Annotated in this window: 31 protein-coding genes and 1 pseudogene; all 32 read right to left on the reverse strand. The window is 65.8% G+C overall.

The window, feature by feature from the left end; genetic code table 11:
* Positions 1–243: pseudogene (locus tag ACX28W_RS42345) on the reverse strand (DNA-directed RNA polymerase subunit alpha); the annotation flags it as partial.
* 195 nt (positions 244–438) lie between these two features.
* Positions 439–843 carry a 30S ribosomal protein S11 gene (gene rpsK / locus ACX28W_RS42350; RefSeq protein WP_003956432.1) on the reverse strand — a complete coding sequence of 135 codons (405 nt, stop codon included), beginning with the start codon at positions 841–843 and terminating at the stop codon, positions 439–441.
* A 66-nt stretch (positions 844–909) separates the two neighbouring features.
* A complete protein-coding gene (gene rpsM, locus ACX28W_RS42355; protein WP_060901485.1) occupies positions 910–1290 on the reverse strand; it encodes a 30S ribosomal protein S13 in 381 nt (126 codons plus the stop codon).
* Between the two features lie 190 nt (positions 1291–1480).
* Complete coding sequence (gene rpmJ, locus ACX28W_RS42360; protein WP_003998809.1) at positions 1481–1594, reverse strand: 50S ribosomal protein L36; 114 nt, start codon at positions 1592–1594, stop codon at positions 1481–1483.
* Between the two features lie 69 nt (positions 1595–1663).
* Entirely contained in the window at positions 1664–1885 is a 222-nt protein-coding gene (gene infA, locus ACX28W_RS42365) for a translation initiation factor IF-1 (protein WP_003948620.1), read from the reverse strand.
* A 301-nt stretch (positions 1886–2186) separates the two neighbouring features.
* Positions 2187–3023, reverse strand: coding sequence for a type I methionyl aminopeptidase (gene map, locus ACX28W_RS42370; protein WP_459005448.1), 837 nt, complete (start codon positions 3021–3023; stop codon positions 2187–2189).
* 135 nt (positions 3024–3158) lie between these two features.
* Positions 3159–3821, reverse strand: a complete 663-nt coding sequence (locus ACX28W_RS42375) for an adenylate kinase (RefSeq protein WP_459005449.1) — start codon at positions 3819–3821, stop codon at positions 3159–3161.
* Positions 3821–5134: a preprotein translocase subunit SecY gene (secY, locus tag ACX28W_RS42380; RefSeq protein WP_459005450.1), complete on the reverse strand. Its 1314-nt coding sequence runs from the start codon at positions 5132–5134 to the stop codon at positions 3821–3823. Before secY ends, ACX28W_RS42375 begins: the two co-directional genes overlap by 1 nt.
* Positions 5135–5471: 337 nt before the next feature.
* On the reverse strand, positions 5472–5927 hold the full coding sequence (rplO, locus tag ACX28W_RS42385) for a 50S ribosomal protein L15 (protein WP_053746341.1): 456 nt from the start codon (positions 5925–5927) through the stop codon (positions 5472–5474).
* Between the two features lie 2 nt (positions 5928–5929).
* Positions 5930–6112, reverse strand: a complete 183-nt coding sequence (gene rpmD, locus ACX28W_RS42390) for a 50S ribosomal protein L30 (RefSeq protein WP_119102573.1) — start codon at positions 6110–6112, stop codon at positions 5930–5932.
* Between the two features lie 2 nt (positions 6113–6114).
* Positions 6115–6720, reverse strand: a complete 606-nt coding sequence (gene rpsE / locus ACX28W_RS42395) for a 30S ribosomal protein S5 (RefSeq protein ID WP_005313527.1) — start codon at positions 6718–6720, stop codon at positions 6115–6117.
* A gap of 66 nt (positions 6721–6786) precedes the next feature.
* The gene (gene rplR / locus ACX28W_RS42400; protein ID WP_362065446.1) at positions 6787–7170 is read right to left on the reverse strand and encodes a 50S ribosomal protein L18; all 384 of its coding nucleotides are present in this window, start codon (positions 7168–7170) and stop codon (positions 6787–6789) included.
* A 3-nt stretch (positions 7171–7173) separates the two neighbouring features.
* Positions 7174–7713 carry a 50S ribosomal protein L6 gene (rplF, locus tag ACX28W_RS42405; protein WP_459005451.1) on the reverse strand — a complete coding sequence of 180 codons (540 nt, stop codon included), beginning with the start codon at positions 7711–7713 and terminating at the stop codon, positions 7174–7176.
* 24 nt (positions 7714–7737) lie between these two features.
* The gene (gene rpsH, locus ACX28W_RS42410; protein ID WP_362065440.1) at positions 7738–8136 is read right to left on the reverse strand and encodes a 30S ribosomal protein S8; all 399 of its coding nucleotides are present in this window, start codon (positions 8134–8136) and stop codon (positions 7738–7740) included.
* A gap of 210 nt (positions 8137–8346) precedes the next feature.
* Positions 8347–8532 (reverse strand): type Z 30S ribosomal protein S14, encoded by a 186-nt coding sequence (locus tag ACX28W_RS42415; RefSeq protein WP_030368403.1) that lies wholly within the window; start codon positions 8530–8532, stop codon positions 8347–8349.
* A gap of 5 nt (positions 8533–8537) precedes the next feature.
* Complete coding sequence (gene rplE / locus ACX28W_RS42420; protein WP_067367099.1) at positions 8538–9095, reverse strand: 50S ribosomal protein L5; 558 nt, start codon at positions 9093–9095, stop codon at positions 8538–8540.
* Complete coding sequence (gene rplX, locus ACX28W_RS42425) at positions 9095–9418, reverse strand: 50S ribosomal protein L24 (protein ID WP_067367101.1); 324 nt, start codon at positions 9416–9418, stop codon at positions 9095–9097. Before rplX ends, rplE begins: the two co-directional genes overlap by 1 nt.
* Before the next feature lie 2 nt (positions 9419–9420).
* Positions 9421–9789 (reverse strand): 50S ribosomal protein L14, encoded by a 369-nt coding sequence (gene rplN, locus ACX28W_RS42430; RefSeq protein ID WP_003998823.1) that lies wholly within the window; start codon positions 9787–9789, stop codon positions 9421–9423.
* Between the two features lie 124 nt (positions 9790–9913).
* Positions 9914–10201, reverse strand: a complete 288-nt coding sequence (rpsQ, locus tag ACX28W_RS42435) for a 30S ribosomal protein S17 (RefSeq protein WP_459005452.1) — start codon at positions 10199–10201, stop codon at positions 9914–9916.
* On the reverse strand, positions 10201–10425 hold the full coding sequence (gene rpmC / locus ACX28W_RS42440; RefSeq protein ID WP_005481220.1) for a 50S ribosomal protein L29: 225 nt from the start codon (positions 10423–10425) through the stop codon (positions 10201–10203). Before rpmC ends, rpsQ begins: the two co-directional genes overlap by 1 nt.
* Positions 10425–10844, reverse strand: a complete 420-nt coding sequence (rplP, locus tag ACX28W_RS42445; RefSeq protein WP_099500627.1) for a 50S ribosomal protein L16 — start codon at positions 10842–10844, stop codon at positions 10425–10427. Before rplP ends, rpmC begins: the two co-directional genes overlap by 1 nt.
* 5 nt (positions 10845–10849) lie before the next feature.
* Positions 10850–11701, reverse strand: coding sequence for a 30S ribosomal protein S3 (gene rpsC / locus ACX28W_RS42450; RefSeq protein WP_398992718.1), 852 nt, complete (start codon positions 11699–11701; stop codon positions 10850–10852).
* Entirely contained in the window at positions 11701–12048 is a 348-nt protein-coding gene (gene rplV / locus ACX28W_RS42455) for a 50S ribosomal protein L22 (RefSeq protein WP_006604878.1), read from the reverse strand. Before rplV ends, rpsC begins: the two co-directional genes overlap by 1 nt.
* Before the next feature lie 42 nt (positions 12049–12090).
* Positions 12091–12372, reverse strand: coding sequence for a 30S ribosomal protein S19 (rpsS, locus tag ACX28W_RS42460; RefSeq protein WP_010986346.1), 282 nt, complete (start codon positions 12370–12372; stop codon positions 12091–12093).
* A 12-nt stretch (positions 12373–12384) separates the two neighbouring features.
* Positions 12385–13221 (reverse strand): 50S ribosomal protein L2, encoded by an 837-nt coding sequence (rplB, locus tag ACX28W_RS42465; protein ID WP_362065428.1) that lies wholly within the window; start codon positions 13219–13221, stop codon positions 12385–12387.
* A gap of 39 nt (positions 13222–13260) precedes the next feature.
* Positions 13261–13677 carry a 50S ribosomal protein L23 gene (gene rplW, locus ACX28W_RS42470; RefSeq protein WP_075028520.1) on the reverse strand — a complete coding sequence of 139 codons (417 nt, stop codon included), beginning with the start codon at positions 13675–13677 and terminating at the stop codon, positions 13261–13263.
* Entirely contained in the window at positions 13677–14333 is a 657-nt protein-coding gene (gene rplD / locus ACX28W_RS42475) for a 50S ribosomal protein L4 (protein ID WP_362065424.1), read from the reverse strand. Before rplD ends, rplW begins: the two co-directional genes overlap by 1 nt.
* Positions 14334–14338: 5 nt before the next feature.
* A complete protein-coding gene (gene rplC, locus ACX28W_RS42480; protein ID WP_355782961.1) occupies positions 14339–14983 on the reverse strand; it encodes a 50S ribosomal protein L3 in 645 nt (214 codons plus the stop codon).
* Between the two features lie 17 nt (positions 14984–15000).
* Positions 15001–15309: a 30S ribosomal protein S10 gene (gene rpsJ / locus ACX28W_RS42485; protein ID WP_003948644.1), complete on the reverse strand. Its 309-nt coding sequence runs from the start codon at positions 15307–15309 to the stop codon at positions 15001–15003.
* A 447-nt stretch (positions 15310–15756) separates the two neighbouring features.
* Positions 15757–16557 (reverse strand): hypothetical protein, encoded by an 801-nt coding sequence (locus tag ACX28W_RS42490; RefSeq protein WP_459005453.1) that lies wholly within the window; start codon positions 16555–16557, stop codon positions 15757–15759.
* Between the two features lie 112 nt (positions 16558–16669).
* Positions 16670–16879, reverse strand: a complete 210-nt coding sequence (locus ACX28W_RS42495) for a DUF397 domain-containing protein (RefSeq protein ID WP_459005454.1) — start codon at positions 16877–16879, stop codon at positions 16670–16672.
* Complete coding sequence (locus tag ACX28W_RS42500; protein WP_459005455.1) at positions 16876–17754, reverse strand: helix-turn-helix domain-containing protein; 879 nt, start codon at positions 17752–17754, stop codon at positions 16876–16878. Before ACX28W_RS42500 ends, ACX28W_RS42495 begins: the two co-directional genes overlap by 4 nt.
* Between the last annotated feature and the right edge of the window lie 519 nt (positions 17755–18273).

The raw sequence follows: 18273 nt of genomic DNA on the forward strand, positions 1-18273 counted from the left end.
CTTGATGTTGAGGATCAGGTCGGTGACGTCCTCCTTGACGCCCGGCACGGTGGTGAACTCGTGCAGAACGCCGTCGATGCGGATGGACGTGACCGCCGCACCGGGGATCGAGGAGAGGAGCGTACGACGCAGGGAGTTACCGAGGGTGTATCCGAAGCCCGGCTCCAGCGGCTCGATCACGAACCGGGAGCGGAACTCGTCGACGACCTCTTCGGTCAACGAGGGACGCTGAGCAATCAGCATGTTGCGATCCTTCAGTCAGGGGCACCCACTATTTGATGCCCTGCTCACCGGGTGGTAGCCCGATGTTGTTACTGCTGCAAGGGTACGGGCGGCACGCCTCCGAGGAGCCATACCGCCCGAAACCTAAGACAAACGTGCGTCAGACGCGGCGGCGCGGGTCAGCTCCGCTCGCGCGGAGAGCGCCGCCAAGCCGAATTAGACGCGGCGACGCTTCGGCGGACGGCAGCCGTTGTGCGGCGTCGGCGTCACGTCCTGGATGGAGCCGACCTCAAGACCGGTCGCCTGCAGCGAACGGATGGCCGTCTCGCGACCCGAACCCGGGCCCTTGACGAAGACGTCGACCTTGCGCATGCCGTGCTCCTGCGCGCGGCGGGCGGCCGACTCGGCGGCCATCTGCGCGGCGAAGGGGGTGGACTTGCGCGAGCCCTTGAAGCCGACGTGGCCGGCGGAGGCCCAGGAGATCACGTTGCCCGAGGGGTCCGTGATCGAGACGATGGTGTTGTTGAACGTGCTCTTGATGTGAGCGTGCCCGTGAGCGACGTTCTTCTTTTCCTTGCGGCGCACCTTCTTGGCAGCGCCCTGACGACCCTTGGGGGGCATCTATTACTCCTACGGGAGGTGGTCGGTCCTACAGCGAAGACCGCTTGGTCAAGCGTCCGCTGAGGACTACTTCTTGCCCGGCTTCTTCTTACCGGCGATCGCGCGACGCGGGCCCTTGCGGGTACGAGCGTTCGTGCTGGTGCGCTGACCGTGGACGGGCAGGCCACGACGGTGGCGCAGACCCTGGTAGCAGCCGATCTCGACCTTGCGGCGGATGTCGGCCTGAATCTCGCGACGGAGGTCACCCTCGGTCTTGATGTTGGCGTCCACGTACTCGCGGATCTTGACCAGCTCCTCCTCGGAGAGGTCACGAACGCGCGTGTTCGGGTTCACGCCGGTCTCGGCCAGCGTCTGCTGGGAAAGGGTCCGGCCGATGCCGAACACGTAGGTCAGGGCGACCTCCACACGCTTTTCGCGCGGGATGTCAACACCGGAAACGCGTGCCATTCAATGGCTCCAGTTGTCGTTCGGAGGTCTTCCACAGAACCGGTTCCCAGCCGCCGTACCAGGTACGAACCGGGTCCCCAGCCTCCGACCGGGGGTGTCAGGTCTTCTCAAGGACGACCTGGGCTCTGCGTATGAACATGTACTGCTTGCGTCGCGCGAAGTTCTGCGGATGCAGAGGTTCGGTCGTGCGTCAGCCCTGGCGCTGCTTGTGGCGCGGGTTTTCGCAGATGACCATGACCCGACCGTGACGGCGGATCACCCTGCACTTGTCGCAGATCTTCTTGACGCTCGGCTTGACCTTCATTGGTGAGGTTCTCCGGGTCAGTGCCACCCTCCGCGCCCCGGAACCGGGAACACGGAGCAAAGGCAAGATCTACTTGTACCGGTAGACGATCCGGCCACGCGTCAGGTCGTACGGAGACAGCTCCACCACGACCCGGTCGTCAGGGAGGATGCGGATGTAGTGCATACGCATCTTGCCGCTGATGTGTGCCAGGACCTGGTGGCCGTTCTGGAGCTCGACCTTGAACATGGCGTTCGGCAGAGACTCGACGACAGTGCCCTCGATCTCGATGGCACCTTGCTTCTTGGCCACGCTTTGCCCTTCGAATCGACTACCTTGATCGACTCCGTACGAGCGCATGCAGACATGCGGGTGCACGAGAGCCGACGAGTCAGTCTACGTCAGCGCACCCGGAAAGACGAATCGAGGAAGAATGCCCGGCTACGGAGATCATTAAGCCAGAGTGGGCGGTACGAGCTGTGCGCGCACCCGGCCCGCGCCCGCGTAGGGGGACGGGGCCGTGATCGCGGGGGCCTGCGAGCGTGCGAGGCGGCGCGGCGCGGCGACCTGAAGCGCCTCACACACCGGGCGCGGCCGCGCAGGCCGTGCGTGGTCAGGCGAGCGGGTCCGGCGCCACCGTGACGCCGTACTCCGCCAGCTTCGCCTTGCCCCCGTCAGGCGCGGTGAGGACCAGCGGGCCCTCCTCCGTCAGCGCCACCGAGTGCTCCCAGTGGGACGACCATGTGCCGTCCGTGGTGATGACGGTCCAGTCGTCCTCGAGGACCTCGGTCTTCGGGGTGCCGAGCGACACCATCGGCTCGATGGCCAGGCAGAAGCCGGGGACCAGCTTGGGGCCCTTGCCGCGCTTGCGCTCGACGTAGTTCAGCAGGTGCGGGTCCATGTGCATCTCGGTGCCGATGCCGTGGCCGCCGTAGTCCTGGATGATCCCGTACTTGCCGCCGCCGGGCTTCGGCTGGCGGCGGATGTACGTCTCGATCGCGCGGGAGACGTCGACGAGCCGGTTGCCCTGCTTCATCGCGGCGATGCCCGCCCACATCGACTCCTCGGTCACCCGGGAGAGCTCGATCAGCTCCGGAGCATGGCCGGAGCCCACGAACGCGGTGTACGCGGCGTCGCCGTGCCAGCCGTCGATGATCGCGCCGGCGTCGATGGAGATGATGTCGCCGTCCTTCAAGACGGTCTTGTCGTCCGGGATGCCATGGACGACGACCTCGTTGGCCGAGGTGCAGATGGTCGCGGGGAAACCGCCGTACCCCAGGAAGTTCGACTTCGCGCCGTGCTCCGCGAGCACCTTGCGGGCGACCTCGTCGAGATCCCTCGTGGTGGCGCCGGGCACGGCCACCTCACGAGTGGCCGCGTGGATGGCGGCGACGACCAGGCCCGCCTCACGCATCTTGGCGATCTGCTCGGGGGTCTTGATCTGCACCATGGCGGCCTGCGCTCTCCGTCTTCTCCGTCAACCGTTTACATGCGTACGCGGCGCCTGCTCACGCACCGCGTCCACCTAGACAACACTACGGCCGCGGCGCCCGTCGAGGGCACCGCGGCCGAAGCAGCGTGACGACTACTTGTCGTCGGCCTTGCTGTTGAGCGCCTCCATGGCGCGCCCCGTGACCTCTTCCACCTTGCCGAGCGCCGAGATCGTGACGACCAGGCCCTGGGCCTTGTAGTAGTCGATGATCGGCTCGGTCTGCGTGTGGTAGACCTCGAGGCGCTTGCGGACGGTCTCCTCGGAGTCGTCGTCCCGCTGGTACAGCTCGCCGCCGCAGACGTCGCAGACGCCTTCCTGCTTCGGCTGCTTGTACGTGACGTGGAAGACGTGCGCCGAGTCGTTGCGGCAGATGCGGCGGCCCGCGATGCGCTTGACCACCTCGGCCTCGGGGACCTCCAGGTCCAGCACCGCGTCCAGCTTCATGCCCTCGGTCTTCAGCATCTCGTCGAGCGCCTCGGCCTGCGAGACGTTACGAGGGAAGCCGTCGAGCAGGAACCCGTTCGCGGCGTCGGGCTGCTCCATGCGGTCCTTGGCCATCCCGATGGTGACCTCGTCCGGTACCAGGTTGCCGGCGTCCATGTACGCCTTGGCCTGCTTGCCGAGCTCCGTGCCCTTACTGATGTTGGCGCGGAAGAGGTCGCCCGTGGAGATGTGCGGGATCCCCAGGTTATTGGCGAGAAACGCGGCCTGCGTTCCCTTCCCGGCACCGGGCGGCCCGACGAGGACGATTCGCATCAGCGGAGGAACCCTTCGTAATTGCGCTGCTGAAGCTGGCTCTCGATCTGCTTCACCGTCTCGAGACCCACACCCACGATGATCAGGATGCTGGTACCACCGAACGGGAAGTTCTGGCTTGCCCCGAAGCCAACCAACGCCATCGTCGGTACGAGAGCGATCAGACCCAGATACAGCGACCCCGGCCAGGTGATCCGGTTGAGTACGTAGCTGAGGTACTCAGCGGTCGGTCGGCCAGCCCGGATGCCCGGGATGAAGCCACCATACTTCTTCATGTTGTCGGCTACTTCTTCGGGGTTGAAGGAGATCGCCACATAGAAGAACGCGAAGAAAACAATCAGGACAAAGTACGTGCTGATGTAAATCGGGTGGTCGCCCTTGGTGAGGTTCTGCTCGATCCAGGTCTTCCAGCCCGAGGTGCCGCCGGAGAACTGAGCGACCAGCGCCGGGATGTAGAGCAGCGACGAGGCAAAGATCACAGGGATGATGCCCGCCTGGTTGACCTTCAGCGGGATGTACGTCGACGTACCGCCGTAGGACCGGCGGCCGATCATGCGCTTCGCGTACTGGACCGGGATGCGCCGCTGGGCCTGCTCGACGAAGACCACCAGGCCGACCATGACCAGGCCGATGAAGATGACGGTGGCGAACTCGATCCAGCCGTCGGCCAGCGTGCCCTGGGTCTTGATGGCCCACAGTGCGGACGGGAAGGTCGCGGCGATCGAGATGAACATCAGGATCGACATGCCGTTGCCGATGCCGCGGTCGGTGATGAGCTCACCGAGCCACATGACGACGGCCGTACCGGCGGTCATCGCGATGACCATGGTGACGGTCGTGAAGATCGACTGGTCGGGGATGATCTGTCCACCGACCGTGCAGGTGCTGAAGAGCGCGCCGCTGCGGGCGGTGGCGACCAGGCCGGTGCCCTGCAGAATGGCCAGAGCGACCGTCAGATAACGCGTGTACTGCGTGATCTTCGCGGTGCCCGCCTGGCCCTCCTTCTTGAGGGCCTCGAGGCGCGGGATCACCACGGTCAGCAGCTGCAGAATGATGCTCGCCGTGATGTACGGCATGATGCCGAGCGCGAAGATGGTGATCTGGAGCAGCGCGCCACCACTGAACATATTGACCAGACCGAACAGGCCCTGGTTGCCGGACGCTTGGTCCACGCAGATCTGAACGCTCTTGTAGTCGACGCCCGGGATCGGGACATGCGTACCGACCCGGTAGACCACGATGATGCCGAGCGTGAACAGCAGCTTCTTGCGCAGGTCGGGCGTCTTGAACGCCCGGGCGAACGCGGTGAGCACGGTGCCTCCTGCGACCCCCGCGTTACTGCGCGGTAGGCGACGGTGTCGAGTATCGGTGACGAGTGGGTGTAGGGCCTGCGCGCGGGGCACATCGCCCGTGACACGCAACCTGCCATACCCTACCGGGGACAGGCACCTGCCGGGGAACGACCGATCGAGTCTACCGTCACCTTACGTCGGCGTCGGTCCTGGTCCATCCCCTGCGAGAGCACGATCCGCCCCGCTGAGAAAACCCCAGGACGGGCGAAGGAAGTTCCCGAAACGACCGACCGGGGATGCCCCTTTTCAAGGGCATCCCCGGTCGGGATCGTTCAAGTCAGCGAGACGCCTGAGGAATTCAGACGAGCTCGGTGACGGTACCGCCGGCGGCGGTGATCTTCTCCTTGGCGGAGCCGGAGACGGCGTCGACCGTCACCTGCAGCGCCACGGAGATCTCGCCCTGGCCGAGGACCTTGACGAGGCTGTTCTTGCGAACGGCACCCTTGGCGACGAGACCCTCGACGGTGACCTCGCCACCCTCCGGGTACAGCGCGCCCAGCTTGTCGAGGTTCACGACCTGGAACTCGGTCTTGAACGGGTTCTTGAAGCCCTTCAGCTTCGGGAGACGCATGTGGAGGGGCATCTGGCCACCCTCGAAGCGCTCCGGAACCTGGTAACGGGCCTTCGTGCCCTTGGTACCACGACCGGCCGTCTTACCCTTCGACGCCTCACCACGACCCACACGGGTCTTGGCGGTCTTGGCGCCCGGGGCGGGACGGAGGTTGTGGATCTTGAGCGGGTTGTTTTCCGCCATGATCAGTCGACCTCCTCAACCGTCACGAGGTGGCGGACGGTGTGCACCATTCCGCGGAACTCGGGGCGGTCCTCCTTGACGACCACGTCGTTGACCCGCTTGAGGCCAAGCGAACGCAGGGTGTCGCGGTGGTTCTGCTTGCTACCGATGTACGACTTCGTCTGCGTGATCTTGAGCTGAGCCATGATTACGCACCCGCTCCCGCACGCGCACGCAGCAGAGCGGCAGGGGCGACGTCCTCGAGGGGCAGACCACGGCGAGCCGCGATCTCCTCGGGACGCTGCAGACCCTTGAGGGCCGCCACGGTCGCGTGCACGATGTTGATCGCGTTGTCGGAGCCCAGGGACTTCGACAGGATGTCGTGAACGCCGGCGCACTCGAGCACGGCACGCACCGGGCCACCGGCGATAACGCCGGTACCGGGGGACGCCGGCTTGAGCAGAACGACGCCCGCCGCCTTCTCACCCTGGATGGGGTGAGGGATGGTGCCCTGGATACGGGGAACCTTGAAGAAGTGCTTCTTGGCCTCCTCAACACCCTTGGCGATGGCGGCCGGCACCTCCTTGGCCTTGCCGTAACCGACACCCACGGTGCCGTCACCATCGCCCACCACGACCAGCGCGGTGAAGCTGAAGCGACGACCACCCTTCACAACCTTGGCGACGCGGTTGATCGCGACAACGCGCTCAACGTACGCGGTCTTCTCGGCAGCAGCTGCGCCGCCGTCACGGCCCTTCCGGTCCCGCCGCTCGCCGCCACCGGCACCGCTTCCGCGGCGCTGGGGTCCAGCCATTGGATTACCTCTCTCTTTTTCCGCTAGCTACGCAGCGACAATCAAGTCGCTAGCGCGACGGGCGACTCAGAACTTGAGTCCGGCTTCGCGGGCGGCGTCCGCCAGGGCGGCGATGCGCCCGGCGTACTGGTTGCCACCACGGTCGAATACGACAGCCTCGACACCGGCAGCCTTGGCACGCTCGGCGACCAGGGCGCCGACCTGCTTGGCCTGCGCGGACTTGTCGGCCTCGGCACCGCGGATCGTGGTGTCCAGGGTCGACGCCGACGCGAGGGTGTGACCCTTAACGTCGTCGATGACCTGGGCCACGATGTGGCGGTTGGAGCGCGTCACGACCAGGCGCGGACGCTCGGCCGTACCCGAGATGTGCTTACGGATCCGGATGTGACGACGCTTGATGGCAGCACGCTTGTAAGCGTCGCCCTTAGCAATCTTGACACCGTATGCCATGGCTTACTTACCCGCCTTTCCGACCTTGCGGCGGATGACTTCGCCTTCGTACTTGACGCCCTTGGCCTTGTACGGGTCGGGCTTGCGCAGCTTGCGGATGTTGGCCGCAACCTCGCCGACCTTCTGCTTGTCGATGCCCTCGACCGAGAAACGGGTCGGAGCCTCCACCTTGAAGGTGATGCCCTCGGGCGCCTCGACGGTGATCGGGTGGCTGTAGCCGAGCGCGAACTCGAGGTTCGAGCCCTTGGCCGTCACGCGGTAACCGACACCGCTGATCTCGAGCTTCTTCACGTAACCCTGGGTCACGCCGGTGATCATGTTCGCCACCAGCGTGCGGGACAGGCCGTGCAGGGCCTTGTTCTGACGCTCGTCGTTCGGGCGGGTGACGTTCAGAACGCCGTCCTCACCCTTAGCGATCTCGATCGGTGCCACGACGGTGTGGGAGAGGGTGCCCTTGGGGCCCTTCACCTGGACCGTACGGCCGTCGATGGTGACGTCCACGCCGGCGGGAACCGTGATGGGGAGCTTGCCAATACGCGACATAGCTGTTTCCTCCGTTCCCTTCCGCTACCAGACGTAGGCGAGGACTTCTCCGCCTACGCCCTTCTTGCCGGCCTGCTTGTCGGTGAGGAGCCCGTGGGACGTGGAGATGATCGCCACGCCGAGGCCGCCGAGCACCTTCGGCAGGTTGGTGGACTTCGCGTAAACCCGGAGACCGGGCTTGGAGATCCGCTTGATGCCCGCGATGGAGCGCTCACGGTTCGGGCCGAACTTCAGCTCGAGGACGAGGTTCTTGCCGACCTCGGCTTCCTCGACCTTCCAGCCCGTGATGAAGCCCTCCTGCTGGAGGATCTCCGCGATGTGCGACTTGATCTTGCTGTGCGGCATTCCCACGGTGTCGTGGTACGCCGAGTTCGCGTTACGCAGACGCGTAAGCATGTCTGCGATCGGATCAGTCATGGTCATGAATTGGCCTTCGGCCTCTCTCGCCGGGGTTTCCTGTATGCGCCATCCCTCTCCCCACTCAGTGGCGGGACGGGTGCGGTGCGGGGACCTACGGCGTAGTAAGTCGGTCAGGGCGGCAGACGCCCAACCCTCCTAGCCTAAGCCATGGAGGAGAGGGCCTCTGCCAGACCCTTTACTTACCGAGAGTCCTGGTTGATCCCAACTAGGGGATTACCAGGAGCTCTTGGTCACGCCCGGCAGCTCGCCACGGTGAGCCATCTCACGAAGGCACACGCGGCACAGGCCGAACTTGCGGTAGACGGAGTGCGGACGGCCGCAGCGCTGGCAGCGGGTGTACGCGCGCACACCGAACTTGGGCTTGCGAGCAGCCTTGGCAATCAGAGACTTCTTCGCCATCTCGCTTACGCCTCCTTGAACGGGAAGCCGAGGTGACGGAGAAGGGCACGGCCCTCAGCGTCGTTGGTCGCCGTGGTGACCACGGTGATGTCCATGCCCCGGGTACGGTCGATCTTGTCCTGGTCGATCTCGTGGAACATGACCTGCTCCGTGAGACCGAAGGTGTAGTTGCCACGGCCGTCGAACTGCTTGGGGGACAGACCACGGAAGTCGCGGATGCGCGGCAGCGCGAGCGACAGGGTGCGGTCCAGGAACTCCCACATGCGGTCGCCACGGAGCGTGACGTGGGCACCGATCGGCTGACCCTCACGCAGCTTGAACTGCGCGATGGACTTGCGGGCCTTGGTGACGGCCGGCTTCTGACCGGTGATCGTGGTCAGGTCACGGACGGCACCGTCCATGAGCTTCGAGTCACGCGCGGCGTCGCCGACACCCATGTTGACCACGATCTTGACGAGGCCGGGAACCTGCATGACGTTCTCGTACGAGAACTCTTCAAGCAGCTTGCCCGCGATCTCCTCGCGGTACTTCGTCTTGAGACGCGGAGTGGTGGTGGTAGCCATCAGATGTCCTCACCCGTCCGCTTGGCAACGCGAACCTTGTTGCCCTCGTCGTCGAAGCGGTAACCGACACGCGTGACGACCTTGTTGCCGTCCTTCTCCACGACGAGCTGAACGTTGCTCACGTGAATCGGGGCCTCGGTCGTGACGATGCCGCCGGCCTGCGAACCGCTGGCGGTCGGGCCGGCCTTGGTGTGCTTCTTGACCCGGTTGACACCCTCGACCAGGACGCGCTCGTCGCGCGGGTAAGCGGCAATGACCTTGCCCTGCTTGCCCTTGTCCTTGCCGGTGATGACCTGAACCGTGTCACCCTTCTTGATCTTCATGCTTACAGCACCTCCGGCGCGAGCGAGATGATCTTCATGAACTTCTTCTCGCGCAGCTCACGGCCGACGGGGCCGAAGATACGGGTGCCGCGAGGGTCGCCGTCGTTCTTCAGAATGACGGCGGCGTTCTCGTCGAAGCGGATGTACGAGCCGTCCGGACGGCGGCGCTCCTTGACGGTGCGAACGATGACCGCCTTGACGACGTCACCCTTCTTCACATTGCCGCCGGGGATCGCGTCCTTGACGGTGGCGACGATGACGTCACCGATACCCGCGTAGCGGCGACCGGAGCCACCGAGCACACGGATGCAAAGGATTTCCTTCGCACCAGTGTTGTCGGCGACGCGCAGTCGCGACTCCTGCTGGATCACGTCTATCTCCTGATTTGTCTGCCGGTTCCCGGGGCGGGGTCACTTGTTTACAGCGACCCCGCCCCGAGCCTGGCGGAACCAACCTGAGGGGCCCCTGGAATTTTTTTTCCAGGGCCTCAGGTAATTACTTGGCCTTCTCGAGGATCTCGACGATGCGCCAGCGCTTCGTCGAGGACAGCGGCCGGGTCTCCATCAGGAGGACACGGTCGCCGACGCCGGCGGCGTTCTGCTCGTCGTGGGCCTTGAGCTTGCTCGTACGGCGGATGACCTTGCCGTACAGCGCGTGCTTGACGCGGTCCTCGACAGCGACGACGACGGTCTTGTCCATCTTGTCGCTGACGACCAGACCCTCGCGGGTCTTGCGGAAACCACGGGCTTCAGCAGCGGTCTCGGTCACGTTGTTCTCACTCATCAGGCGCTCTCCACCGTCTCGATGCCCAGCTCGCGCTCACGCATCAGGGTGTAGATCCGCGCGATGTCCTTACGGACGGCCTTCAGCCGACCGTGGTTCTCGAGCTGACCGGTCGCCGCCTGGAAGCGGAGGTTGAACAGCTCTTCCTTGGCTTCGCGGAGCTTGTTGAGAAGCTCCTCGTCACCCAGTTCGCGCAGCTCGGACGCCTTGGTACCGGCCGACATCACGCTTCACCTGCCTCGCGCTTGACGATCCGGCACTTCATCGGCAGCTTGTGGGCTGCGCGAGTGAGGGCCTCACGGGCGATCTTCTCGTTGGGGTAGGACAGCTCGAACATGACCCGGCCCGGGTGCACGTTCGCGACCCACCACTCGGGGGAACCCTTACCGGAACCCATGCGGGTCTCGGCAGGCTTCTTGGTCAGCGGGCGGTCCGGGTAGATGTTGATCCAGACCTTGCCGCCACGCTTGATGTGGCGGGTCATCGCGATACGAGCCGCCTCGATCTGGCGGTTCGTCACGTACGCCGGCGTGAGGGCCTGAATGCCGTACTCGCCGAACGAAACCTGCGTACCGCCCTTGGCCTGACCACGGCGCTTCGGGTGGTGCTGCTTGCGGTGCTTGACCCTACGGGGGATCAGCATTTCGGTCAGGCCTCCGTTCCGGTGCTCTCAGCCGGAGCGGCAGCGGCGGCGGGAGCGTCGGCCTTGGGGGCCTCGGCAGCCGGCGCGGACTGCTGCTGCGGCTTGCGGCCGCGGCCGCCACGCTCGCCACCACGGCCACCACCACGGGCCGGGCGGTCGCCGCCGCCGGCGCCGCCGCGAGCCGGGCGGTTACCCGCACGGGCAGCGGCGTTCTCGGCGCGGACCTCGGCGATGTTCTTGACGTCGCCCTTGTAGATCCAGACCTTCACACCGATACGGCCGAAGGTCGTCTTGGCCTCGAAGAAGCCGTAGTCGACGTTCGCGCGGAGCGTGTGCAGGGGCACACGGCCCTCGCGGTAGAACTCCGAGCGGGACATCTCGGCGCCGCCGAGACGGCCACCACACTGGATCTTGATGCCCTTGGCGCCCGCCTTCATCGCCGACTGCATGCTCTTACGCATGGCGCGGCGGAAGGAGACGCGGGAGGACAGCTGCTCAGCAACGGCCTGAGCAACCAGCTGAGCGTCGGTCTCGGGGTTCTTGACCTCGAGGATGTTCAGCTGGACCTGCTTGCCCGTGAGCTTCTCGAGGTCGCCGCGGATGCGGTCGGCCTCGGCGCCACGGCGGCCGATGACGATGCCGGGACGCGCGGTGTGGATGTCCACACGCACACGGTCACGGGTGCGCTCGATCTCAACCTTCGAGATGCCGGCGCGCTCCATGCCGGACGTCATCATCCGACGGATGGCGACGTCTTCCTTGACGTAGTCCTTGTACAGCTTGTCGGCGTACCAACGGGACTTGAAGTCCGTGGTGATGCCGAGCCGGAACCCATGCGGGTTAACCTTCTGGCCCATTACCGGGTTCCTTCCTTGCTGCTGACGACCACGGTGATGTGGCTGGTCCGCTTGCGGATCCGGTAGGCACGGCCCTGGGCGCGCGGACGGAACCGCTTCAGGGTCGGACCCTCGTCGACGTACGCCTCGGAGATGACAAGGCTGCCGGCGTCGGTGTGGTCGTAGTTGTGCGCGGCGTTGGCGATGGCGCTGTCAAGCACCTTGCCAACCGGCACGCTCGCGGCCTGCGGGGCGAAACGCAGGACCGCCTGAGCCTCCGTGGCATCCATGCCACGGATAAGGTCCACCACGCGGCGGGCCTTCATGGGCGTAACGCGGATGTACCGCGCCTGGGCCCTGGCTTCCATGGTTGTCCTTCCAGTGTCTGTCATGGTCGATTCCACCCCGCGTTAGCGGCGCTTCGACTTCCGGTCGTCCTTGACGTGACCCCGGAAGGTGCGCGTCGGCGAGAACTCGCCGAGCTTGTGGCCGACCATCGACTCGGTGACGAACACCGGAATGTGGGTCTTGCCGTTGTGCACCGCGATCGTGTGGCCGAGCATGGCCGGGATGATCATCGAGCGACGGGACCAGGTCTTGATGACGTTCTTGGAACCGGCTTCGTTCTGGGCGTCCACCTTCTTGATGAGGTGGTCGTCGACGAAGGGCCCCTTCTTGAGACTGCGCGGCATCTAAACCCGCTCCTAGCGCTTCTTGTTCGTCTTGCGGCGGCGGACGATGTACTTGTTCGAAGCCTTCTTCGGCGAACGAGTACGACCCTCCTTCTGACCCCACGGCGAGACCGGGTGGCGACCACCGGAGGTCTTGCCCTCACCACCACCGTGCGGGTGGTCAACCGGGTTCATCGCCACACCGCGGACGGTCGGGCGAACGCCGAGCCAGCGCTTGCGGCCGGCCTTACCCCAGTTGATGTTGCTCTGCTCGGCGTTGCCGACCTCGCCGACGGTGGCGCGGCAGCGCACGTCGACCAGGCGGATCTCACCGGAGGGCATGCGGAGGTGGGCCATCTGGCCCTCCTTCGCGAGCAGCTGCACGGAGGTACCGGCGGAGCGGGCGAACTTGGCACCGCCACCGGGACGGAGCTCGATCGCGTGGATCGTGGTACCGACCGGGATGTTGCGGAGGGCCAGGTTGTTGCCCGGCTTGATGTCGGCCCCGGGACCGTTCTCGACGCGGTCGCCCTGCGACAGGTTGCGCGGGGCGAGGATGTAGCGCTTCTCGCCGTCGGCGTAGTGCAGCAGCGCGATGCGCGCGGTGCGGTTGGGGTCGTACTCGATGTGCGCGACCTTCGCCGGCACGCCGTCCTTGTCGTGACGACGGAAGTCGATCACTCGGAAGGCGCGCTTGTGTCCGCCACCCTGGTGGCGAACGGTCACACGACCGGCGTTGTTACGGCCGCCCTTGCTGTGCAGCGGGCGGACCAGCGACTTCTCCGGCGTGGACCGCGTGACCTCGACGAAGTCGGCGACGGAGGAGCCACGGCGGCCCGGCGTCGTCGGCTTGTACTTGCGGATTCCCATTTCTCAGTCCTCGTCCGATATTCGGACCAGGGCGCTCCGTTAGGAGGCCTGGCCGAAGATGTCGATACGGTCGCCCTCAGCGAGGGTCACGATGGCGCGCTTGGTGTCCGCACGCTTACCGAAGCCGCTCTTGGTCCGCTTGCGCTTGCCCTGGCGGTTGATCGTGTTGACCCCGGTGACCTTGACCGAGAAGACCGCCTGGACGGCCTGCTTGATCTGGGTCTTGTTGGCGCCCGGCGCGACGACGAAGGTGTACTTGCCCTCGTCGAGCAACGCGTAGCTCTTCTCGGAGACGACCGGCTTGAGAAGGACGTCACGGTGGTCCGTGAAGCTCTTGCTCAGCGGCGTCTCGACGGTGTTCTTGCCCTCGGTCTCGTGGCGCTTCGCCTTGGCGACGCGCGCGACCTTCTTGGCCTTGGCGGCCTTCGAGGCAATGCTCGGGTGACGCGTAGCCATCAGGCTTCGCTCCCTTCGGTGTCAGCGGCCTGGGGGCCAGACACGAAGGACTCGAAAGCGGCCTGGGTGAAGACCACGTCGTCCGAGACGAGAACGTCGTACGTGTTCAGCTGGCCCGGCTCCAGGATGTGGACCTGGGGCAGGTTGCGCGCGGAGAGCAGCGCGGCCTCGTCGGAGCGCTCGATGACCAGGAGCACGTTCTTGCGCTCGCTGACCTTGCCGAGGAAGCTCTTCGCGGCCTTGGTGGAGGGGGTCTCGCCCTCGATCACGCCGGTGATGACGTGGATGCGAGCGTTGCGGGCCCGGTCGGTGAGGGCGTGGCGCAGGGCCGCGGCCTTCATCTTCTTCGGGGTCCGCTGCGAGTAGTCACGCGGCGTGGGGCCGTGGACGACGCCACCGCCGGCGAACTGCGGCGCACGGGTCGAACCCTGACGGGCGCGGCCGGTGCCCTTCTGGCGGTAGGGCTTCTTGCCGCCACCGCGGACCTCGCCACGACGCTTGACCTTGTGCGTGCCCTGACGGGCAGCGGCCAGCTGTGCGACGACGACCTGGTGGAGCAGCGGGATGCTGATCTTCTCTACGTCGAAGATCTCGGCCGGGAGCTCGACAGTCCCGGCGGTGTCGCCGGAGGGCGACTGAATGTCAATGGTGGTCATGTTCCTCAGGCCCCCTTGGCCGCGGTGCGGACCAGGACGAGGCCGCCGTTCGGACCAGGAACCGCACCCTTGATAAGGAGCAGGCCCTTCTCCGCGTCAACGGCGTGAACGGTCAGGTTCTGGGTGGTGACGCGCTCGTTGCCCATGCGGCCCGCCATGCGGAGGCCCTTGAACACACGGCCCGGGGTGGCGCAGCCACCGATGGAGCCGGGAGAGCGGTGCTTGCGCTGGGTGCCGTGTCCGGCGCCGAGGCCCTTGAAGTTGTGACGCTTCATGACACCGGCGAAGCCCTTGCCCTTGCTCTTGCCGGTCACGTCCACCTTGACGCCGGCCTCGAAGGTCTCGGCGGTGATCTCCTGGCCGAGGGTGTACTCGCTGGCGTCAGCGGTACGGATCTCGACGAGGTGACGACGGGGGGTGACGTCGGCCTTGGCGAAGTGGCCCTTGAGGGGCTTGTTCACCTTGCGCGGGTCGATCTCGCCGAAGGCGATCTGGACCGACTCGTAGCCGTCGGTGTCGTTCGTACGCACCTGGGTGACGACGTTGGGCCCAGCCTTGACGACGGTGACCGGAACAACACGGTTGTTCTCGTCCCACACCTGCGTCATGCCGAGCTTCTCGCCCAGGATGCCCTTGATCTGCTTAGCCATTCTCAGATCACCGATCCCTAGAGCTTGATCTCGATGTCGACACCGGCCGGGAGGTCGAGTCGCATCAGAGAGTCAACGGTCTTGGGCGTCGGGTCGAGAATGTCGATCAGGCGCTTGTGCGTGCGCATCTCGAAGTGCTCGCGCGAGTCCTTGTACTTGTGCGGCGACTTGATGACGCAGTACACGTTCTTCTCAGTGGGCAGCGGCACCGGGCCTGCGACCGACGCACCAGTGCGGGTCACCGTCTCGACGATCTTCTTCGCCGAAGAGTCGATGACCTCGTGGTCGTAGGCCTTGAGCCGGATGCGGATCTTCTGTCCCGCCATGGCTACTCAGTAGTCCTTTGTCTAGTGAAACGCTCTGGAACCCGGGGGTTCGCGTCCTGGTCTCCGACCCACGCGGTCGGGTGTGTCGCGCTCCTGCCGCAGGGGTATCCGCAAACGGATTTCCCTGCCAGGGACACGGCTCTACCCGAAAGCAACCGCAGGACCGGGGGCAAAACACCCACCGGGTGCCTGGTCTGCACCCCGCTGACACTTCCCGAAAGATTCCCGTACGTCCGCCCCAGCGCTGCCTTACGACAGTTGAGGCGACGAGTACTGTGGGACTCGCTTCCGGTCCTCCCGGCGGGAGGCGCGCAGCATCGGCACTCGACCGAGCAACCCCGCTAGTCTGCCACAGAGGGCACGGCGGACGCCAATCGAGCCGGAGACAATACCCCGAGAGTGACGCAGGTCAAACACGGGAGAGCGCGACGGGCCCAGGGTCGGCCGTCAGCCGCCGAGGACACCGGTCCCGGCGGGCGCATGGGGGCAGCGCCAGACGCAGTAGCCGCAGGGCGGCGGCTCTGCCCCGGTCTGCCCTGCAGCCCTCGCACCATCGCCCTGGACGGGGGCCTGCCCTGCACGCCTCACGCCGTCGTCCGACCTCGGAGGCCCGGCGGCCACCTCATGAAGATGCCCGGTCACGGCGCGTTCACCGCTTCGCGCATTGACGTCGTACCGTTTCTTTGCGCGTTTGTGAAGCCTTCGCTGAGCTCGACCTGACAGACCGGACGCCTGCTTTTCGAGGTAGTTCCCCCGGAGTAGCGCGAACTCCGCATCGGCCTCGTTCAGGTATCCCTCAGCCACCCTCAGGGACGTCCGCACATCGGCCAGCTCGCGCGTACGGGTCTCGCCGTCACCCGATGCCGACCGAGCCATGCCATCGATCTTCTCGCCGGCGCGTCGGAGTTCGCGCAGGAACTGGCTGATTTTCTTGTTGAACCAGTGGAGGTCAGGGCGAAGCTCATCACCCAGTTCCTCGCCGAACTGCGCCTCCACGAAGAGACCGTCCCTCTGGTCGGCGGTCCGCCCGTGGTAGCTGGCTCCGCCCTGCATGTGATCGACGGCCTGTGCGCAGTCCTTCAGCGCGGCTGCAGCCGTTCCTCTGATACGGCCGCAGTAGACACTCATGCTCATCAGATGCCGGCTGCAGTCGTTGCCGGCTCGGCCAGGCGACAACATCGCCACCAACACGCCGGCCAGGACGGTGCCCAGGGTGGAGATGAGAGCCACGACGACCTCGCCCTGCACGGTTCCCCCTTCCGCGCAGCCGGGCCGCGCCACCGCCTCCCCACATGGTATGCACATCGAATACCCGTGGGACAGAGAGCAGTTGATGCGCCAGGAGGAGGCGAAAGACGCGTCAGCCCTTGGACGCGTACGGCACGAAGACCGCCCACGCGTTTGGCGTGAGCGTGAGCCGGGGGCCGCCGAGGTTCTTGGAGTCGCGGACGTGGACCGTGGCGGGTGCGGTGGCGATCTCGACGCAGGAGTCGCCATCAGGGCCGTCGCTGTAGCTGCTCTTGAACCACGCCAGCTCAGAGGTGTCCCCGGCAGAGGCCTTGCGGATCATGTTTCTCCCAGCAGTTGCTCGATGAAGGCCAATGACTCCCCGGGCGAGAGAGCCTGAGCCCGGATGGCGCCATACCGCAGTTCAAGGACCCTCAGCTGCTTCGGATCGGAAGTCGGGCGGCCGTTGAACGCGCCGTCGGAACGTCCCAACGCCGTGCCGTCCGCAAACTTCAGCACCTCGATCTTGCCGCTCAGCCCGGGATGGGCTCCGGAGTTCGTCGGCATCACCTGAAGCGTGACATTGCGCAACTGCCCCACCTCCAGCAAGCGTTCGAGCTGCTGTCGCCTCACCATTGTGCCTCCGACTCGGCGTCGGAGCGTCGCCTCTTCCTGGACGAAGCTGAGTGCAGGCGCAGGTTCGCGTTCGAAGATCGACTGCCGGGCCATACGGGCCGCTACTCGACGCTCCACGCCCTCTTCCGAGTACGACGGTTGCCACACCTCGAACAAGCCCCGCGCATGTTCTGGCGTCTGCAACAAGCCATGGAGACTGAGCCCGACGTAGACCCCGATCTCGACCGCCTGCGCCTCCAGCTTCGCGATCTCCCGAACCTTCTTCGGATACCGGACCCGCGCCACGTCCTCCTTCATCGCCGAGAGCAACCCACCCGCCCCCAACACCTCGTCCGCCCGCTCCAGATACTCGGGCTGGGGGATCCGCTTACCCCCCTCGATCTTGTAGACCATGTCCTCCCCGTACCCGACCGCCGCCCCGAACTCGGCGGCCCGCATCCCCTTCGCCTCCCGCCGCAGCTTCAACTGCCGCCCCACGGTCGCGACGACCGCCACACCCCAGTCGTCGTCCGGGTCCACCTCCCAACCCGGTTCGTCCGCCTCGCCCTTGAGCCGACCCGCGTCACCGTCCACGTGCTGCATCCCGCGCCCCTCCGTCGTACCGCTGCGCCGCAACGGCCCCTACCCGTACGGCCCCTGCCGACAGCCCCGACACGACCGGACGAACTCCGGACAGTAACCGTACGCATCGGCCGAGTCACGAATCACGGTAAGCACACCCGAAGCCCGGCGGCGTGTGCTCCGGTGCGACCGGCGCTCTTCCCCAAGAAACACGGGAGAGAAAGGAACCCCACCAAGCCCCACCCCTCCCGCCCGCCGCGCAAACTCACTCCCGCGAGTGAACATCGCCAACTCGGCTGGATCCGGGACCGGTTGCCTGCCCTACGCTCAGCGCGACACAACCGCAGACATGCGACGGCCCCCGCCGGGACTGCCATCCCAATGCGAGGGCCTGACCACCGAGGAAGAACGAGAGGCTTCCCGATGGATACGCAGAACCCTAGCTGTATTGCCCTGTGAGGTTGGGGACGCGGCTGGCGGGTGGTTTGCCTGCGAGCGCGGTGTGTCCGCGGTGGTGATTGTAGGTATGCAGCCATGCGG

This window comes from Streptomyces sp. SD15, assembly GCF_054462255.1.

What these genes read in the sequence shown, in the direction of transcription:
- rpmD (WP_119102573.1), bottom strand. Translation starts at nt 6,112, where the DNA reads ATGGCTCAGCTCAAGATCACGCAGACGAAGTCGTACATCGGTAGCAAG.
- rplV (WP_006604878.1), bottom strand. Translation starts at nt 12,048, where the DNA reads ATGGAAGCCAGGGCCCAGGCGCGGTACATCCGCGTTACGCCCATGAAG.
- rplX (WP_067367101.1), bottom strand. Translation starts at nt 9,418, where the DNA reads ATGAAGATCAAGAAGGGTGACACGGTTCAGGTCATCACCGGCAAGGAC.
- ACX28W_RS42375 (WP_459005449.1), bottom strand. Translation starts at nt 3,821, where the DNA reads ATGCGAATCGTCCTCGTCGGGCCGCCCGGTGCCGGGAAGGGAACGCAG.
- rpmJ (WP_003998809.1), bottom strand. Translation starts at nt 1,594, where the DNA reads ATGAAGGTCAAGCCGAGCGTCAAGAAGATCTGCGACAAGTGCAGGGTG.
- map (WP_459005448.1), bottom strand. Translation starts at nt 3,023, where the DNA reads ATGGTGCAGATCAAGACCCCCGAGCAGATCGCCAAGATGCGTGAGGCG.
- rpsS (WP_010986346.1), bottom strand. Translation starts at nt 12,372, where the DNA reads ATGCCGCGCAGTCTCAAGAAGGGGCCCTTCGTCGACGACCACCTCATC.
- rplO (WP_053746341.1), bottom strand. Translation starts at nt 5,927, where the DNA reads ATGGCGGAAAACAACCCGCTCAAGATCCACAACCTCCGTCCCGCCCCG.
- rplD (WP_362065424.1), bottom strand. Translation starts at nt 14,333, where the DNA reads ATGACCACCATTGACATTCAGTCGCCCTCCGGCGACACCGCCGGGACT.
- rpsK (WP_003956432.1), bottom strand. Translation starts at nt 843, where the DNA reads ATGCCCCCCAAGGGTCGTCAGGGCGCTGCCAAGAAGGTGCGCCGCAAG.
- rplE (WP_067367099.1), bottom strand. Translation starts at nt 9,095, where the DNA reads ATGGCTACCACCACCACTCCGCGTCTCAAGACGAAGTACCGCGAGGAG.
- ACX28W_RS42495 (WP_459005454.1), bottom strand. Translation starts at nt 16,879, where the DNA reads ATGATCCGCAAGGCCTCTGCCGGGGACACCTCTGAGCTGGCGTGGTTC.
- rplB (WP_362065428.1), bottom strand. Translation starts at nt 13,221, where the DNA reads ATGGGAATCCGCAAGTACAAGCCGACGACGCCGGGCCGCCGTGGCTCC.
- rplR (WP_362065446.1), bottom strand. Translation starts at nt 7,170, where the DNA reads ATGGCATACGGTGTCAAGATTGCTAAGGGCGACGCTTACAAGCGTGCT.
- rplP (WP_099500627.1), bottom strand. Translation starts at nt 10,844, where the DNA reads ATGCTGATCCCCCGTAGGGTCAAGCACCGCAAGCAGCACCACCCGAAG.
- rplW (WP_075028520.1), bottom strand. Translation starts at nt 13,677, where the DNA reads ATGGCTACGCGTCACCCGAGCATTGCCTCGAAGGCCGCCAAGGCCAAG.
- rpsH (WP_362065440.1), bottom strand. Translation starts at nt 8,136, where the DNA reads ATGACCATGACTGATCCGATCGCAGACATGCTTACGCGTCTGCGTAAC.
- ACX28W_RS42415 (WP_030368403.1), bottom strand. Translation starts at nt 8,532, where the DNA reads ATGGCGAAGAAGTCTCTGATTGCCAAGGCTGCTCGCAAGCCCAAGTTC.
- rplF (WP_459005451.1), bottom strand. Translation starts at nt 7,713, where the DNA reads ATGTCGCGTATTGGCAAGCTCCCCATCACGGTTCCCGCCGGCGTGGAC.
- ACX28W_RS42500 (WP_459005455.1), bottom strand. Translation starts at nt 17,754, where the DNA reads ATGCAGCACGTGGACGGTGACGCGGGTCGGCTCAAGGGCGAGGCGGAC.
- rpmC (WP_005481220.1), bottom strand. Translation starts at nt 10,425, where the DNA reads ATGTCGGCCGGTACCAAGGCGTCCGAGCTGCGCGAACTGGGTGACGAG.
- rplC (WP_355782961.1), bottom strand. Translation starts at nt 14,983, where the DNA reads ATGGCTAAGCAGATCAAGGGCATCCTGGGCGAGAAGCTCGGCATGACG.
- rpsQ (WP_459005452.1), bottom strand. Translation starts at nt 10,201, where the DNA reads ATGAGTGAGAACAACGTGACCGAGACCGCTGCTGAAGCCCGTGGTTTC.
- rpsM (WP_060901485.1), bottom strand. Translation starts at nt 1,290, where the DNA reads ATGGCACGCGTTTCCGGTGTTGACATCCCGCGCGAAAAGCGTGTGGAG.
- rpsJ (WP_003948644.1), bottom strand. Translation starts at nt 15,309, where the DNA reads ATGGCGGGACAGAAGATCCGCATCCGGCTCAAGGCCTACGACCACGAG.
- rpsE (WP_005313527.1), bottom strand. Translation starts at nt 6,720, where the DNA reads ATGGCTGGACCCCAGCGCCGCGGAAGCGGTGCCGGTGGCGGCGAGCGG.
- rpsC (WP_398992718.1), bottom strand. Translation starts at nt 11,701, where the DNA reads ATGGGCCAGAAGGTTAACCCGCATGGGTTCCGGCTCGGCATCACCACG.